Here is a 15,876-nt window from a genome sequence, read left to right as displayed (position 1 = left end):
TCAATCATCCGTCCAAAGCGCGGCTTCAACAAAAGTTCGAAAGCAGGGAAGAAACGATGGAAAAAGCCGAAATCGGCCTGATCGGCCTTGGCACGATGGGCTCCAACCTGGCGCTCAACATCGCCGAGCATGGGCACCGCATCGCCGTGTTCAACCGCACCGGTTCGCGCACCGACGCCTTCGTCGAGAGCGCAGGCGCGCTCAGGGACATGGTTGTGCCCTGCTACAGCCTGGAGGAACTCGCCGCAGCGATCCGGCCGCCTCGGCCGATCATCATCATGGTGCTGGCCGGCAAGCCGGTCGACGAGCAGATATCGGCGCTGCGCGGCGTGCTCTCCGACAACGACATCGTCATCGATGCCGGCAATGCCAATTTCCGCGACACGATGCGGCGCTTCTCCGAGCTGTCGGGCTCCGGCCTGACCTTCATCGGCATGGGCGTCTCGGGCGGCGAGGAGGGCGCGCGCCACGGGCCGTCAATAATGGTCGGGGGCACGGAAGACTCCTGGAAGCGCGTCGAGAGGGTGCTGACGGCGATTTCCGCCAAGTTCAAGGACGAGCCTTGCGCCGCCTGGCTCGGCACCGACGGCGCCGGACATTTCGTCAAGACCATCCACAACGGCATCGAATATGCCGACATGCAGATGATCGCCGAGATCTACGGCATACTGCGCGACGGTCTCGGCATGGAGCCGAAGGAGATCGGCAGGGTCTTCGACGGCTGGAACAAGGGCAGGCTCAACTCCTACCTGATCGAGATCACCGCCAAGGTTCTCGCAGCCGACGATCCCAAGACCGGCAGGCCGGTGGTCGACATCATCCTCGATCGCGCCGGCCAGAAGGGCACCGGCAAATGGTCGATCATCGAAGCGCAGCAGCTCGGCATTCCGGCGACGGCCATCGAGGCTGCCGTCGCGGCGCGCGTGCTGTCGTCGATCAAGGACGAACGGCAGGCGGCGGAAAAGGCCTACGGCAATATCGGCGTCGAGAAGATTTCCGGCGACAAGGCGGCGCTGCTGAAGGATCTCGAGCTGGCGCTGTTCGCCGGCAAGATCGCGGCTTACGCGCAAGGTTTTGCTGTGATGAGCGGCGCCTCAAAGGAATTCAACTGGAGCCTGCCGATGCCGACCATCGCCAAGATATGGCGTGCCGGCTGCATCATCCGCTCGCAGATGCTGGACACAATGGCGGAGGCCTTCGGCTCAGGCGGCGCCTCGACCAATCTCCTGATGGCGCCGGCCTTCATCGCCATGATGAAGGAGGTGCATCCGTCGCTCAGGCGCATCGTGGCGCGAGCCTCCGAGGCCGGCTCGCCGGTGCCGGCGCTGTCCTCGGCGCTCGCCTATTTCGACAGCTATCGCCAGGGCCGCGGCACGTCGAACCTGATCCAGGCGCAGCGCGATTTCTTCGGCGCGCACGGCTTCGAGCGTATCGGCGAGGAGGGGGCGTTCCATGGGCCGTGGGGAAGCGGCGCTGCGTAGAGTCAGGGTATGCCAGCCTGCAAAGGGCGGCTTCCTGCGCTCCCGGTGCTCGCGTACTTCAAGTACGCTCCCGTTCTCGGAAGCCGCCAACTCGGCCTGACCTGACTCTCAAGTCGCGCCAGTTCAACCCCGATAGGGCAGGACCTCGCTCGGTTTGCTCAGCGATTGCAGTGAGCCAGGTTCCTTGCCGCCGATCCAGCCGAGCACGGCGCGGGCAAGCTCGGAGCCGGCGAGCCGGAAATTCTCGTTCACGACCAGCAGTTCGCGCCGGAACAAATGCAGCAGCTCCGACGACTGTTTCGACACCACGTCGACATCACGGCCGAGTTTCAGGCCGGCGTCCTCGATGCCTGCAACAACGGCGAGCGTAGCGGCGGCGGCGCTGCTGACGATGCCGTCCGGACGGCTCTCGCGGCGCATGAGCTGCGCGGTTCGCATCCTGATCTGCTCGATCGTGTGGTCGATGGAGACGGTGTTGAACGGCACCTCGCTGGCGCCGACCTCGCTCAGCGCATCGGCAAAACCGTTCAACGTGTGGCCGTAATAGGTGAGGCCGACCGGCGGCGTCACCAGGGCCAGCCGGCGCCGGCCCATGCCGGCGAGATGGCGGACCGCCTCGCCGGCGAAAGCATAGTTGTCGAAGTCGTGATAGGGATGCACCAGCCCCATGTCGGTGCGGCCGTGGGTGGCAAATGGGATGCCGCGTTCCAGCATATAGCGGGCGCGCGGGTCGTTGGGCTGCGTGCGTGAAATGATGACGCCGTCGGCGGAGCCCGTCTCCACCAGATAGCGGACAGGATCCAGCGGGTCCTGCGAGCGCGAATAGGGCGTGACGATCAGGTGATAGGGCGTGTCGGCGATCACCTCGGTGACGCCGTAGATGATGTCCGAGACGAAGCTCATCAGCTCGTGCTCGGTGTTGAGCACCAGGCTGATGACGTTGGTCTTGCCCGTCCTCAGCCTCACGCCGGCGCGGTTCGGGCGATAGCCGATCTGCTTGGCGACGAGCTGCACGCGCCGCCTGGTCTCGGCGCCGATCTCCGGCGCGTCCTTCAGCGCGCGCGAGACGGTGGTGACGCCGAGCCCGGTCATGAAGGCAAGCGTCTTCAGCGTCGGCCGTTCCTTAGCCGACGTGTCGTCGTCCTTCTCGATTGCTCGTCTGTCCATTCGTCCCGCCCGTCAGGCGCATAGCAGCCGCGAGGCCGGCCGGCAATCGCGCCCGTCGCCTTTGCGCGGCCTTCAGCCCGTGACACGGTGCAATATACTGAAACGTTACAGATTGCCAACGCCCGTGATCAATGAGCAGGTCGCACTCGTTGCGGTCAGCGCCGGAGGGGTGGACTGAAAGCCACTGGAATCATAAACAAATCTCGATTTACCTCTTCTTTTTGTATCGATTGGCCGCACCATGGACTCCCCGACAGGTCTTTGGAGAGGATTTTGTTCGTGCCCCGAAGAAATCTCATGCCGTTTCCATTCGAGGGGTTGCCTATAAGGGCCATTTGCCGTATCGAAAATCTGTAACGTTTCAGATTCTGGGAGGAACCGAAATGCGATACAAATTCCTGACCGCCGCGTTCGCCGCGACGGCCGCGCTGAACTTCGCCGGACCGGCGGCCGCGACCGATCTCGAAGTCACCCATTGGTGGACTTCGGGCGGCGAGGCGGCGGCAGTGGCCGAACTTGCCAAGGCGTTCGACGCGACCGGCAATCACTGGGTCGACGGCGCCATCGCCGGTTCCGGCGGCACGGCGCGGCCGATCATGATCAGCCGCATCACCGGCGGCGATCCGATGGGCGCCACCCAGTTCAACCACGGCCGGCAGGCGGAGGAGCTCGTCCAGGCCGGGCTGATGCGCGACCTCACCGATCTAGCCACCAAGGAAAAGTGGACGGAAATCGTGCGGCCGAAGAGCCTGCTCGACTCGTGCACCATCGGCGGCAAGATCTATTGCGTGCCGGTCAACATCCATTCCTGGCAGTGGCTGTGGCTGTCGAACGAAGCCTTCCAGAAGGCCGGCGTGCCGATGCCGAAGGACTGGAATGAATTCGTTGCGGCTGCGCCGGCGCTGGAAAAAGCCGGCATCATCCCGCTCGCCGTCGGCGGGCAGCCCTGGCAGGCGTCCGGCGCCTTCGACGTGCTGCTTGCCGCCGTCGGCGGCACCGACGCCTTCCTCAAGGTCTACAGGGACAAGGACGCCAAATTCGCAGGCGGTCCCGAAATCGCCAAGGTGTTCAAGGCCGCCGACGACGCCCGTAAGATGGCCAAGAACACCAATGTGCAGGACTGGAACCAGGCGACCAATCTGGTCATCACCGGCAAGGCCGGCGGCCAGATCATGGGCGACTGGGCGCAGGGCGAGTTCCAGGTCGCCGGCAAGACCGCCGGCAAAGACTACACCTGCCTGCCCGGTCTCGGCCTGAACGAGGTCATCGCCACGGGCGGCGACGCGTTCTACTTCCCGCTGCTTAAGGATGCCGACAAGGCCAAGGCTCAGGAAGTTCTGGCCGAGACGCTGCTCGACCCGAAGACCCAGGTCGCCTTCAATCTCAAGAAGGGCTCGCTTCCGGTGCGCGGCGACGTCGACCTCAACACGGCGAACGACTGCATGAAGAAGGGCCTCGCCATCCTCGCCAAAGGCGCGGTGATCCCGTGGACCGACCAGCTCTTGTCGCAGGACAGCCAGAAGCAGAAGGAGGATCTGTTCTCCGAATTCTTCGCCAAGCCCGACATGACGCTAGAAGAGGCGCAGAAGCGCTTCGCCGACATCATCGCGTCGGCAGACTGATCAACGGCGCCCCCGCCAGCTCCCGGCCCGCGCCTATCCGGGGCCGGGAGCGTGATGCCCTCATTGTCCCAGCCCGGCTGCCGAGATGAGCAACAGCGAACGCCCCAACCAGCTTTTACGCAACCTCAACGCCAAGGTCGCATCAATCCCGATGATCCTGACCGCGCTGGTCGTCTTCGTCGGCGGCACGGCCTGGACGGTGCTCTATTCCTTCACCAATTCGAAGCTCTTGCCGCGGCTGAACTTCGTCGGCCTCGACCAATATTACCGGCTATGGGCGACGCCGCGCTGGCTGGTGTCGATCGAGAACCTTTTGATCTACGGCGTGATCTCGCTGGTGTTCTCGCTGGTGATCGGCTTCATCCTCGCGGCATTGCTCGATCAGAAGATCCGCTTCGAGGACACGTTCCGCACGATCTTCCTCTACCCTTTCGCCCTTTCTTTCATCGTCACCGGGCTGGTCTGGCAGTGGCTGCTCAATCCCGATTTCGGCATCCAGCGCGTCGTGCGAGACCTCGGCTGGACGAGCTTCAGCTTCGATCCGCTCTACAATTCCAGCATCGTCATCTACGGCATTTCGATCGCGGCCCTCTGGCAAGGCACGGGACTGATCATGTGCCTGATGCTCGCCGGCCTGCGCGGCATCGACGAGGACATCTGGAAGGCCGCACGGGTTGACGGCATACCGATGTGGAAGACTTATGTCTTCATCATCATTCCGATGATGCGGCCGGTCTTTATCACCACCTTGGTGATCATCGCCGCCGGCATCGTCAAGGTCTACGACCTTGTGGTGGCGCAGACCAGCGGCGGTCCGGGCATCGCTTCCGAAGTGCCGGCGAAATACGTCTACGACTACATGTTCTTTGCCCAGAATCTCGGCCAGGGCTTTGCCGCCTCGACCATGATGCTGCTCTCGGTGGTAATCGTCATCGTGCCTTGGGCCTATCTCGAATTCGGAGGCAAAAAGCATGGCTGAAGCTGCTGCCTCCATGTCCGGTGATGCTCTTCGGCGCGAAGCCGTGTCGCGCGATGCATCGGGGCCGAGCGGAACGAAGCCGCGGCACGTGCTCTCGCGTCGCAACATCTTCCTCTACGGCACGCTGATCGTCGTGGCGCTCTATTATCTGCTGCCGCTCTACGTGATGATCGTCACATCGCTGAAGGGCATGCCGGAAATCCGCCTCGGCAACATCTTCTCGCCGCCGCTGGAGATCACCTTCGAGCCTTGGGTCAAGGCGTGGTCGCAGGCCTGCACCGGGCTCAATTGCGACGGGCTGTCGCGCGGCTTCTGGAACTCGGTGCGCATCACCGTGCCGTCGGTGCTGCTGTCGATCGCGATCGCTTCGGTCAACGGCTATGCCTTGGCCAACTGGCGCTTCAAGGGCGCCGACACCTTCTTCATCATCCTGATCGTCGGCGCCTTCATTCCCTATCAGGTGATGATCTACCCGATCGTCATCATCCTGCGCGAGATCGGCATCTACGGCACGCTGACCGGCCTCGTGATCGTGCATTCGATCTTCGGCATGCCGATCCTGACGCTCCTGTTCCGCAACTATTTCACGTCCATGCCGGAGGAACTGTTCCGCGCGGCGCGCGTCGATGGCGCCGGTTTCTGGGGCATCTACCTGCGCATCATGCTGCCGATGTCGCTGCCGATCTTCGTCGTCGCCATCATCCTGCAGGTGACCGGCATCTGGAACGACTTCCTGTTCGGCGTCGTCTACACCCGCCCCGACACCTATCCGATGACGGTGCAGCTCAACAACATCGTCAACTCGGTACAGGGCGTGAAGGAGTACAACGTCAACATGGCCGCGACCATCCTGACCGGCCTTGTGCCGCTCATCGTCTACTTCGTTTCCGGCAAGCTCTTCGTGCGCGGCATCGCCGCCGGCGCGGTGAAAGGATGATGATGGCAGCAGCGATCGCCAATCCCAGCGTTTCGATCCAGGACCTGTCGCTGAATTTCGGCGTCATGTCGGTGCTGAAGACGCTCAATCTCGACGTCGCCGAGGGCGAGTTCATCGTGCTGCTCGGACCATCCGGCTGCGGCAAGTCGACCTTGCTCAACTGCATCGCCGGCCTGCTCGACATCTCCGAGGGCCGCATCTTCATCAAGGGCAAGAATGTCACCTGGGAGGAGCCGAAGGATCGCGGCATCGGCATGGTGTTCCAGTCCTACGCCCTCTACCCGCAGATGACGGTGGAGAAGAACCTTTCCTTCGGCCTGCGGGTCGCCGGCGTGCCCAAGGACGAGATCGCCAAACGCATCGCGCGCGCGGCGGAGATCCTGCAGATCGAGCCGCTGTTGCAGAGGAAGCCGTCGGCGCTTTCCGGAGGCCAGCGGCAGCGCGTGGCGATCGGGCGGGCACTGGTGCGCGACGTCGATGTCTTCCTGTTCGACGAGCCGCTCTCCAACCTCGACGCCAAGCTGCGGTCGGAATTGCGCGTCGAGATCAAACTTTTGCACCGCAGGCTGCAGAACACGATGATCTACGTAACCCACGACCAGATCGAGGCGATGACGCTGGCCGACCGTATCGCGGTGATGAAGGGCGGCGTCGTCCAGCAGCTCGATGCGCCCCAGACGATCTACAATCGCCCGGTCAACCGCTTCGTCGCCGGCTTCCTCGGCTCGCCGGCGATGAATTTTATCAAGGGGCACCTGGAAGCAAGCGAGGCGCCGGTGTTCAAGGCCGACGGTGTTTCGGTGCCGCTGGGCCGCTATCAATTCGAAAACGAAGGCGGGCGCGCCGCCAGGCCCTGCGTGTTCGGCATCCGGCCGGAGCATATCGCTTTTGGCGAATCGGCGAGGGCCATGCCGTTCACCGCCGAGTCCACTGTCGAGATTGTCGATCCGATGGGCTCCGACACGCTGGTGTGGACGAAGCTCGGCGGCCAGATCCTCTCCTTCCGCGTCGAAGCCGACAAGACGCTGCGCAACGGCGATGCGATACGCATCGGCTTCGATCCGGCGCGCGCCTCGCTGTTCGACGCCGAGACCGACAGCAGGCTCTAACCTCCCAGACCACAACCTCCCGGAACCATCAACAGAACGGACAGACAGATGAACTGGTCATTCCAACTTTACAGTGCCCGCAACTTCCAGCCATGGGACGGCGTGCTGAAAATGCTCGGCGAACTGGGCTACAAAGAAGTCGAAGGTTTCGGCGGCGTCTATGACGATCCCAAGGCTTTCCGTGCCGAGCTCGATAAGAACGGGCTCGCCATGCCGACCGGGCATTTCTCGATCGATGCGCTGGAGAAGGATTTCGACGGCGTGCGCAGAATTGCCGATGCGCTCGGCATCTCGCTGCTCATCTGCCCCTACCTCATGCCCGATGCGCGGCCGGGCGATGCCGCCGGCTGGCGCGGCTTCGGCGAGCGACTCGCCAAGGTGGGCGACACCGCGAAGAAGGCCGGCTACGGCTTTGCCTGGCACAACCATGATTTCGAGTTCAAGCCGCTCGCCGACGGCTCGCTGCCGCAGGACCGCATCCTGTCGGCTGCGCCCGACATCGGCTGGGAGATGGACGTTGCCTGGGTGGTGCGCGGCGGCGCCGATCCGCTGCCCTGGATCGAAAGGCACGGCAAGCGCATCAGTGCCGTCCACGTCAAAGACATGGCGAAGCCGGGGGAGGGGCTGGACGAGGACGGCTGGTCGGATGTCGGTCACGGCACCATCGACTGGGCGGGCCTGATCAAGGCGCTGCGCGCGAAAAGCGCGACGAAGTACTTCGTCATGGAGCAGGACAACCCCAACGACATCGAGCGCTTCGCCCGTCGCTCGATCGAATCCGTCAAGAATTACTAGGACATACCATCATGGCAAACAAACTTGGCGTAGGCGTCATCGGCTGCGGCAACATCTCGAAGGCGTATTTCTCGCTGGCGCCGCTCTTCCGCGGCATCGAGATGCGCGCCTGCGCGGACATCAACATGGACGCGGCGAAGATGCGGGCGAAGGAGTTCAAGCTCCGCGCCGAGACGGTCAACGACCTTCTCAAAGATGACGACGTCGACATCGTCGTCAACCTCACCATTCCGGCCGTGCACTATGACGTGTCGAAGGCGGTGCTCGACGCCGGCAAGCACGTCTATTCGGAAAAGCCCTTCGTGCTGTCGGTCAAGGAAGGGCTGGATCTGAAGAAGCGTGCGGAGAAGAAGGGACTGCGCATCGGCTCGGCGCCCGACACGTTCTTCGGCGGCGCGCATCAGCTGGCGCGCGATCTGATCGACAGCGGCAAGCTTGGCAAGATCACCAGCGGCACCTGCCATGTGATGGGCCATGGCATGGAACACTGGCACCCCAATCCCGACTTCTTCTTCCAGCCGGGCGCCGGTCCGGTGCTCGACATCGGCCCGTACTATGTCACCAACCTGATCCAGCTGATCGGGCCGGTGAAGCAGGTCGCGGCTTTCGCGGCGACGCCGGCCAAGGAGCGCACCATCAGCTCCAAACCGCGCGCGGGCGAAAAAATCCCGGTCAACACGCCGACCACCATCCACGCGCTGCTGGAATTCGCGAATGGCGCGGTGGTGACACTCAACACCTCGTGGGACGTGTGGAGCCACGGCCATGCGCCGATGGAGCTCTACGGCGAGGCGGGCACCGTCTTTGTGCCGGACCCGAATTTCTTCGGCGGCGAAGTCCGCTTCACCGATGCGACCAAGCCGGTGAAGAAGCTTCCCAAGTGGGATCATCCGTTCGGCGTGCCCAATGAGATGCACAGCCAAGGCATGATGGCCAACTACCGCACGGCAGGTCTTGCCGACATGGCGATCGCGATCGGCGAAGGGCGGCCGCACCGCTGCTCGATGGAGCTGGCGCTGCATGCCGTCGATGTCATGACCGGCGTCCTGCGCTCCGGCGAAAGCGGCAAGTTCGTCGCCATGCAGACGACCTGCGAGCGGCCGGCGGCGCTCGGCATCAAGGAAGCGAAGGCGCTGCTGGCGAAGAAAAAGTAGGTGGCAACCCCTCTCCCCGTTTCGGCGGGGAGAGGGTAAAGCTGCGGGGGAGCATCGATTCAAGTCACCTGGCGGCGATCCCGGCCGCCTTCCCAAGGATTCCCCTATGCCCTATGTCGCCGCCGAGAATCGCTACGAGAAGATGATCTACAACCGCTGCGGACGGTCCGGCCTCAAGCTGCCGGCCATCTCGCTCGGGCTGTGGCACAATTTCGGCAATGACACGCCGCACAGGACCAAGCAGGCGATCGTGCGCAAGGCCTTCGACCTCGGCATCACGCATTTCGATCTCGCCAACAATTACGGCCCGCCGCCCGGCTCGGCCGAGACCGCCTTTGGCGAGATCCTGCGCACCGATTTCGCCGCCTATCGTGACGAGCTGATCATCTCAACCAAGGCCGGCTACGAGATGTGGGCCGGCCCCTACGGCGAATGGGGCAGCCGCAAATACGTGCTCGCGAGCCTCGACCAGAGCCTCAAGCGGATGGGGCTCGATTATGTCGATATTTTCTATTCCCACCGTTTCGATCCCGAGACGCCGCTGGAAGAAACGATGAGCGCGCTCGACCATGCGGTGCGCTCGGGCAAGGCGCTCTATGCCGGCATCTCCTCCTACAATTCGCAGCGCACCCGCGAAGCGGCCGACATCCTGCGGCGACTCGGCACGCCCTGCCTGATCCACCAGCCGAGCTATTCCATGCTCAACCGCTGGGTCGAGGAAGATGGGCTGCTCGATACGCTGGAAGGGCTCGGCATCGGCTCGATCGTGTTCTCGCCGCTGGCGCAGGGCATGCTGACCGATAAATATCTCGGCGGCATCCCGGAAGGCAGCCGCGCATCCCAGGGCAAGTCGCTGCGTCCGGCCTTCATCAACGATAAGTCGGTCACCAACATCAAGGCATTGAACGCCATCGCTAGCCGGCGCGGCCAGACGCTGGCGCAGATGGCGCTGGCCTGGGTGCTGCGCAAAGGACGCGTGACGACGGCGCTGATCGGCGCCAGCCGGCCGGAACAGGTCGAGGATTGCGTCGGCGCTCTCAAGGCGCTCGACTTCAGCGACGCCGAGCTTGCCGAGATCGACACCTATGCGCGCGAGGCCGACATCAATCTTTGGGCGGCCTCCGCCGAGCGCAAGGGGCCGCCACGCAAGTAGTGGCCCGCGCCAGGCCGCCAGCTGCGGAAACAGTGGCAAAGATGCGCGTTCGTCGCTATCTCATGGACCAAAGGCCGTTCGCGTGCGCAGTCGGCACGCGAAACGACGCGACGACCGGAGACAAGATGACGGCAAGGGATGCGCTGACCAAGAACCAGCTGTGCGTGCTTGAGAAGCTCGAAGCCGCCAGCGGGCCGCTGAGCGCTTATATGCTGCTCGACCAACTGCGCGAGCGCGGGTTCCGGGCGCCGCTGCAGGTCTACCGCGCGCTGGACACGCTGGTGAAGTCGGGCTTCGTGCACCGGCTCGAAAGCTTGAACTCCTTCGTCGCCTGCGCCGAGCCGCACGACCACAGTCATTCGATGACCGCATTCGCCATCTGCGACAGCTGCGGCCAGGTAACCGAAATGTCCGACCATGATGTCGACCACCGGCTGGACGAATGGGTGCGCTCGACCGGCTTCGCCGCCAAGAAGGCGGTGATCGAGTTTCGCGGGGTTTGCGCGAAGTGTAGAGCTGAGGCGGCTTAGCCCCTCGAGTCGTCATCCTCGGGTCGAGCCCGAGGATGACGAAGGTATCAGTGCGCCTCGTCCCAGTTGTCGGCGGCTCGCGCATCGACATGCAGCGGCACCGACATCGAGACCGCCGGCATCGGCGCGTTCTCCATCACGCGGCGCACCACGGGAATTGTCGCTTCGACTTCCGCTTCCACCGTCTCGAAGATCAGCTCGTCATGCACCTGCAAGAGCATGCGGGCCGACAGCTTCGCCTTCTCCAGCGCCTCTTCCATGTGCACCATGGCGCGGCGGATGATGTCGGCCGCAGTGCCCTGGAGCCTCGCATTGATCGACGCGCGCTCGTTGAAGGCGCGAACCGACGGGTTGGAGGACCTTATCTCCGGATAGTGGATGCGGCGGCCGAAGATGGTTTCGACGAAGCCGTATTCGCGCGCATAGGCCTTGGTTTCCTCGATATAGTCGCGGATGCCCGGGAAGCGCTCGAAATAGCGCTTGATGTAGGCGCTCGCCTCCTCGCGCGGGATCGACAGCTGGTTCGCCAGACCGAAGGCCGAGATGCCGTAGATGATGCCGAAATTGATCGCCTTGGCACGCCGCCGCACTTCCGAAGGCATGCCTTCTACCGGCACGTTGAACATTTCGGACGCGGTGATGGCGTGGATGTCGGCGCCGTCCGCAAAAGCCTGCTTGAGCTGCGGGATTTCGGCGACATGGGCCAGCACGCGCAATTCAATCTGGCTGTAGTCGGCCGAGACCAGCTTGTGCCTCTTTTCGGCGATGAAGGCGGTCCTGATCTTGCGGCCTTCGGCGGTGCGCACCGGGATGTTCTGCAGGTTGGGATCGGACGATGATAGCCGACCGGTCGTCGTCGCGGCCAGCGCATAGGAAGTGTGGACGCGGTTCGTCCCGGGATTGATGAAGCCGGGCAAGGCGTCGGTATAGGTCGATTTCAGCTTGGTGAGCTGCCGCCAGTCGACGATCTTGCGCGGCAGCTCGTGGCCTTCGGCCGCGAGATCTTCCAGCAGCTGCGCCGAGGTCGACCACTGGCCGGTCTTGGTCTTGGAGCCGCCCGGCAGGCCCATCTTGCCGAACAATATATCGCCGAGCTGCTTCGGCGAGCCGATGTTGATGCGCTCGCCGACGATGCCATAGATCTCTTCTTCGGCGCGGGCGGCGCCTTGCGCCAGCTCAGCCGACAGTCTGGAGAGAATCTGGCGATCGACCGAAATGCCGCGCTGCTCCATGCGGGCGAGCACGGGCACAAGCGGCCGCTCCAGCCTTTCATAGACGGAGACGAGACCCTTGGCGGCGAGCCGCGGCTTCAGCAATTGCCACAGCCGCAGCGCCAGATCGGCCTGCTCGCCGGCATAGGCGGTCGCCCGCTCGATGTCGACCTGGTCGAAGCCGACCGCGCCCTTGCCCGAGCCGGCAAGCTCCTTCTTCGTGCCTGGCGCATGGCCGAGCCACTTCTCCGACAGCGAGGCGAGGTCATGCCCGCCGGATGTGCCGGCGTCGAGCACGTAGGAGATCAGCATCGTGTCGTCGAACGGGCCGACCTCGATACCATGCCGGCTCATCACGACGATGTCGTATTTCATGTCCTGGACGATCTTGAGGACCGACCGGTCCTCGAGCAGGGGCTTGAGCAGAGCCAGCGCGTCGCGGACCGGGACCTGGTCCGCCAGCATGCCGCCGCCAAGCAGGTCGCCATTGCCGCTCGTGTGGGCGAGCGGCACGTAGGCGGCGCGGCCCGGCGCGATCGCCATGGACAGGCCGATCAAGTCGGCCTGCATCGGATCGGACGAAGAGGTCTCCGCGTCGAAGGCAAGGATGCCGGCTTCCCTCGCTTCGGCGATCCAGGCCTTCAGCGCGGCCGTATCGCGAATGGCGACATAGGCCGCGGGATCGATCTTGCGCGCCGTCGCCTGCTCCAGCCGCAGCGCGGAGAGCAGGGAAGGCGTATCGCCCTGCGGTGGGGCATCCTCGGGCCTGACCGGCGCTGCAGGCTTCGCGGCGCCGTTCGGCGTCGCCGCCGGTCTTGAGGCAGTCGGCGTGCCGGCGCCGACATCGGGACCATGTGCGGTGTCGGCGCGCTCGATGGTGACACTGGAAGCCTGGACGTCGCCGATCTCGGTTGCAGTCGCTTCCGCGACGCGGCGTGTCAGCGTGGTGAACTCCATCGTCTTCAGGAAGCCGATCAGCTTCGGCCCGTCCGGGGCATGCAGCACAAGGTCGTCCAGCCCCTCCTTGAGCGGCACGTCGTTCTTCAACGTCACCAGCTCGCGCGAGATGCGCGCCTTGTCGGCATTGGCGATGATCGATTCGCGCCGCTTTTCCTGCTTGATCTCGCCGGCGCGCGCCAGCAGGCCGTCAAGGTCTCCGAACTGCTCCAGAAGTTGCGCCGCGGTCTTCGGGCCGATGCCGGGCACGCCGGGCACGTTGTCGACGGAGTCGCCGGTCAGCGCCTGCAGGTCGATCATCTTTTCCGGTGGCACGCCCCATTTCTCGATTACCTCGGGAATGCCGATCTGGCGATCCTTCATCGGGTCGTACATGCCGACCGTCGGGCCGACCAATTGCATCAGGTCCTTGTCGGAGGAGATGATGGTGGTGTCGGCGCCGACCTCGCATGCTAGGCGGCAATAGGTGGCGATGATGTCGTCAGCCTCGAAGCCTTCCATCTCGATGCAGGGCAGGTTGAAGGCCACGGTCGCCTGGCGGATCAGGCCGAATTGCGGGATCAGGTCTTCCGGCGGCGCCGAGCGGTTGGCCTTGTATTCGGGATAAAGATCGCTGCGGAAGGTCTTCGCCGAATAGTCGAAGATGACGGCAAAATGGGTCGGCACGATGCCCACGTTCGTGTTGCGGGCGTCCTGCATAAGCTTCCATACCATGTTGCAGAAGCCGAGCACGGCGCTGGTGGGCAGGCCGTCGGATTTGCGGTTGAGCGGCGGCAGCGCGTGGTAGGCGCGGAAAATGTAGCCGGAGCCGTCGACAAGAAAGAGATGATCGCCTTTTTTCATGCCGGCAGGGATAGCGCGGCCAAGCTTCGCGGTCCATGCCAAAGGCCGCGCAAACGGCCGGTTCCGGCAACACCCCTGACAGACAGGTCTCGGACAAAATTCAGCCGCTCACGGGCATGTTACAAAAGTGTAATCTTCGTGCCCTTGAATCGCCATTTTCACAGACCCAAATAGCTGTCATCGGCAATTTTCGCCGAAGTCCGGAGTAAGGCCCGTCCCCCGCCTATCCCGGGCAACTGCGGCAGCCTATCCCCCCTCTCCGGGCTGCCGCAACGTTTCGAGTAAAGACCGCCGTGGTTCCCCCTCCACCACGGCGGTTCTTTTTTGTCTCCCAGCCCGCGTGTTACCGACGCCGGAACGCGTGGTCCAACGATCGCGGCTTTGCGTTTTCTGCTCGCCCCTTTAGGGTCGGGCCAGAATCGAAAGGCTGAAGAAATGTCCAGACTCTCCCCCGTCCTTGACCGTCTCGACCAGAACCTCGATCAGAGCCTGGAGCGGCTTTTCGGCTTGCTTGGTATCAAGTCGATCTCCACCGACCCGGCCTTTGCCGCCGATTGCCGCAAGGGCGCCGAATGGCTGGCGGCCGAGCTCAAGCTGATCGGCTTCGACGCCAGCGTGCGCGACACGCCCGGCCACCCGATGGTGGTGGCGCATCACGAAGGACCGGCCGGCGCGCCGCATGTGCTGTTCTACGGCCACTACGACGTGCAGCCGGTCGATCCGATCGAGCTGTGGGAAACGGATCCATTCGCGCCGTCGATCAAGGAGGTCCAGCCCGGACGCAAGGTGATCGCCGGGCGCGGCTCGGCGGACGACAAGGGTCAGCTGATGACCTTCGTCGAGGCCTGCCGCGCCTGGAGGCAGGTGCACGGCAATATGCCCTGCCGCGTCACGATCCTGTTCGAGGGCGAGGAAGAGTCCGGCTCGCCGTCGCTCAAGCCCTTTCTCGAGGCCAACGCCGCCGAGCTGAAAGCGGATTTCGCGCTGGTCTGCGACACCAGCATGTGGAACCGTGAGACGCCGTCGATCTGCGTGTCGCTACGCGGCATGGTCGGCGAGGAAGTCACCGTCAAGGCAGCCAGCCGCGACCTGCATTCAGGCCTCTATGGCGGCCCGGCCGCCAATCCGATCCGAATCCTGACCAAAATTCTCGCCGACATTCATGATCAAGACGGCCGTGTCACCATCCCGGGCTTCTATGACGGCGTCGAAGAGACGCCCTCGCAGGTGCTGAAATCCTGGGAGGGGCTCGGCGAGACCGCCGAGACCTTCCTCGGACCGGTCGGGCTTTCCATTCCCGCCGGCGAAAAGGGCCGCTCCGTGCTCGAACTCACCTGGGCACGGCCGACGGCCGAGTTCAACGGCATCATCGGCGGCTATACCGGCAAGGGCTTCAAGACGGTGATCGCGGCGGAAGCATCGGCGAAAGTGTCGTTCCGGCTCGTCCACAAGCAGGATCCGAGAAAAATCCGCGCCGCCTTCCAGGCTTTCGTGCGCGATCGGATTCCCGGCGACTGCTCCGTCGAATTCCATCCGCATGGCGGCTCGCCGGCGATCCAGCTTTCCTACGACTCGCCGTTCCTGGCCAAGGCCAAGGATGCGCTCTCCGACGAATGGGAAAAGCAGGCCGTCACAACCGGCGGCGGCGGCTCCATCCCCGTAGTCGGCGATTTTAAGACCTATCTCGGCATGGAATCGCTGCTGGTCGGCTTCGGCCTCGATGACGACCGCATCCATTCGCCCAACGAGAAGTACGAGCTCACCTCCTTCCACAAGGGGCAGCGTTCCTGGGCGCGCATTCTCGATGCTCTGACACGCTGAGGTGAACCCGCGGCGGACCGCGAAAATCAACTTTCTGTTGATTTTTTTCCGGATCGCGGCAAGGACGGGCGTGATAGCGCAATGCGCGGCGCCTTCGCGTCCAAAAACGGGTGCGCC

12 protein-coding genes are annotated in these 15,876 nt (G+C 63.8%); 10 read left to right on the top strand and 2 right to left on the bottom strand.

The features are described 5' to 3' along the window. Positions 1 to 56: 56 nt before the first annotated feature. The gene (gene gndA / locus CK222_RS12720; protein ID WP_095800590.1) at positions 57 to 1,481 is read left to right on the top strand and encodes an NADP-dependent phosphogluconate dehydrogenase; all 1,425 of its coding nucleotides are present in this window, start codon (positions 57 to 59) and stop codon (positions 1,479 to 1,481) included. 123 nt (positions 1,482 to 1,604) lie between these two features. Here the strand turns inward: gndA and CK222_RS12715 are convergent, their stop codons facing one another. Next, a complete protein-coding gene (locus CK222_RS12715) occupies positions 1,605 to 2,648 on the bottom strand; it encodes a LacI family transcriptional regulator (protein WP_095800589.1) in 1,044 nt (347 codons plus the stop codon). A gap of 383 nt (positions 2,649 to 3,031) precedes the next feature. Here CK222_RS12715 and CK222_RS12710 point away from each other — a divergent pair, with 383 nt between their 5' ends. From CK222_RS12710 to CK222_RS12675, 8 genes are all read left to right on the top strand, one after another. Next, entirely contained in the window at positions 3,032 to 4,270 is a 1,239-nt protein-coding gene (locus CK222_RS12710) for an ABC transporter substrate-binding protein (RefSeq protein WP_067318935.1), read from the top strand. Between the two features lie 85 nt (positions 4,271 to 4,355). Then, a complete protein-coding gene (locus CK222_RS12705; RefSeq protein ID WP_067318934.1) occupies positions 4,356 to 5,249 on the top strand; it encodes a sugar ABC transporter permease in 894 nt (297 codons plus the stop codon). Next, a complete protein-coding gene (locus CK222_RS12700) occupies positions 5,242 to 6,186 on the top strand; it encodes a carbohydrate ABC transporter permease (protein ID WP_095800588.1) in 945 nt (314 codons plus the stop codon). Before CK222_RS12705 ends, CK222_RS12700 begins: the two co-directional genes overlap by 8 nt. Then, positions 6,186 to 7,295 (top strand): ABC transporter ATP-binding protein, encoded by a 1,110-nt coding sequence (locus CK222_RS12695; protein WP_176477634.1) that lies wholly within the window; start codon positions 6,186 to 6,188, stop codon positions 7,293 to 7,295. Before CK222_RS12700 ends, CK222_RS12695 begins: the two co-directional genes overlap by 1 nt. 48 nt (positions 7,296 to 7,343) lie before the next feature. Then, entirely contained in the window at positions 7,344 to 8,090 is a 747-nt protein-coding gene (locus tag CK222_RS12690; protein WP_095800587.1) for a sugar phosphate isomerase/epimerase, read from the top strand. Positions 8,091 to 8,101: 11 nt separating this feature from the next. Then, positions 8,102 to 9,244, top strand: coding sequence for a Gfo/Idh/MocA family oxidoreductase (locus CK222_RS12685; protein ID WP_095800586.1), 1,143 nt, complete (start codon positions 8,102 to 8,104; stop codon positions 9,242 to 9,244). A 106-nt stretch (positions 9,245 to 9,350) separates the two neighbouring features. Next, positions 9,351 to 10,397 (top strand): L-glyceraldehyde 3-phosphate reductase, encoded by a 1,047-nt coding sequence (mgrA, locus tag CK222_RS12680; RefSeq protein WP_095783545.1) that lies wholly within the window; start codon positions 9,351 to 9,353, stop codon positions 10,395 to 10,397. Positions 10,398 to 10,522: 125 nt separating this feature from the next. Further along, positions 10,523 to 10,927 (top strand): Fur family transcriptional regulator, encoded by a 405-nt coding sequence (locus CK222_RS12675; RefSeq protein ID WP_059184736.1) that lies wholly within the window; start codon positions 10,523 to 10,525, stop codon positions 10,925 to 10,927. Between the two features lie 47 nt (positions 10,928 to 10,974). Here the strand turns inward: CK222_RS12675 and polA are convergent, their stop codons facing one another. Further along, the gene (polA, locus tag CK222_RS12670) at positions 10,975 to 13,938 is read right to left on the bottom strand and encodes a DNA polymerase I (protein ID WP_176477625.1); all 2,964 of its coding nucleotides are present in this window, start codon (positions 13,936 to 13,938) and stop codon (positions 10,975 to 10,977) included. A gap of 435 nt (positions 13,939 to 14,373) precedes the next feature. On the opposite strand from polA, the gene CK222_RS12665 reads away from it, so the two are divergent. After that, a complete protein-coding gene (locus tag CK222_RS12665) occupies positions 14,374 to 15,759 on the top strand; it encodes a M20/M25/M40 family metallo-hydrolase (RefSeq protein ID WP_095800584.1) in 1,386 nt (461 codons plus the stop codon). Positions 15,760 to 15,876: the final 117 nt, after the last annotated feature.

Source organism: Mesorhizobium sp. WSM3866, from assembly GCF_002294795.1.
Classification (GTDB): Bacteria; Pseudomonadota; Alphaproteobacteria; order Rhizobiales; family Rhizobiaceae; genus Mesorhizobium.
Note: the sequence above shows the minus strand (reverse complement) of the source record. Positions and strands in the feature narration are given on the sequence as shown.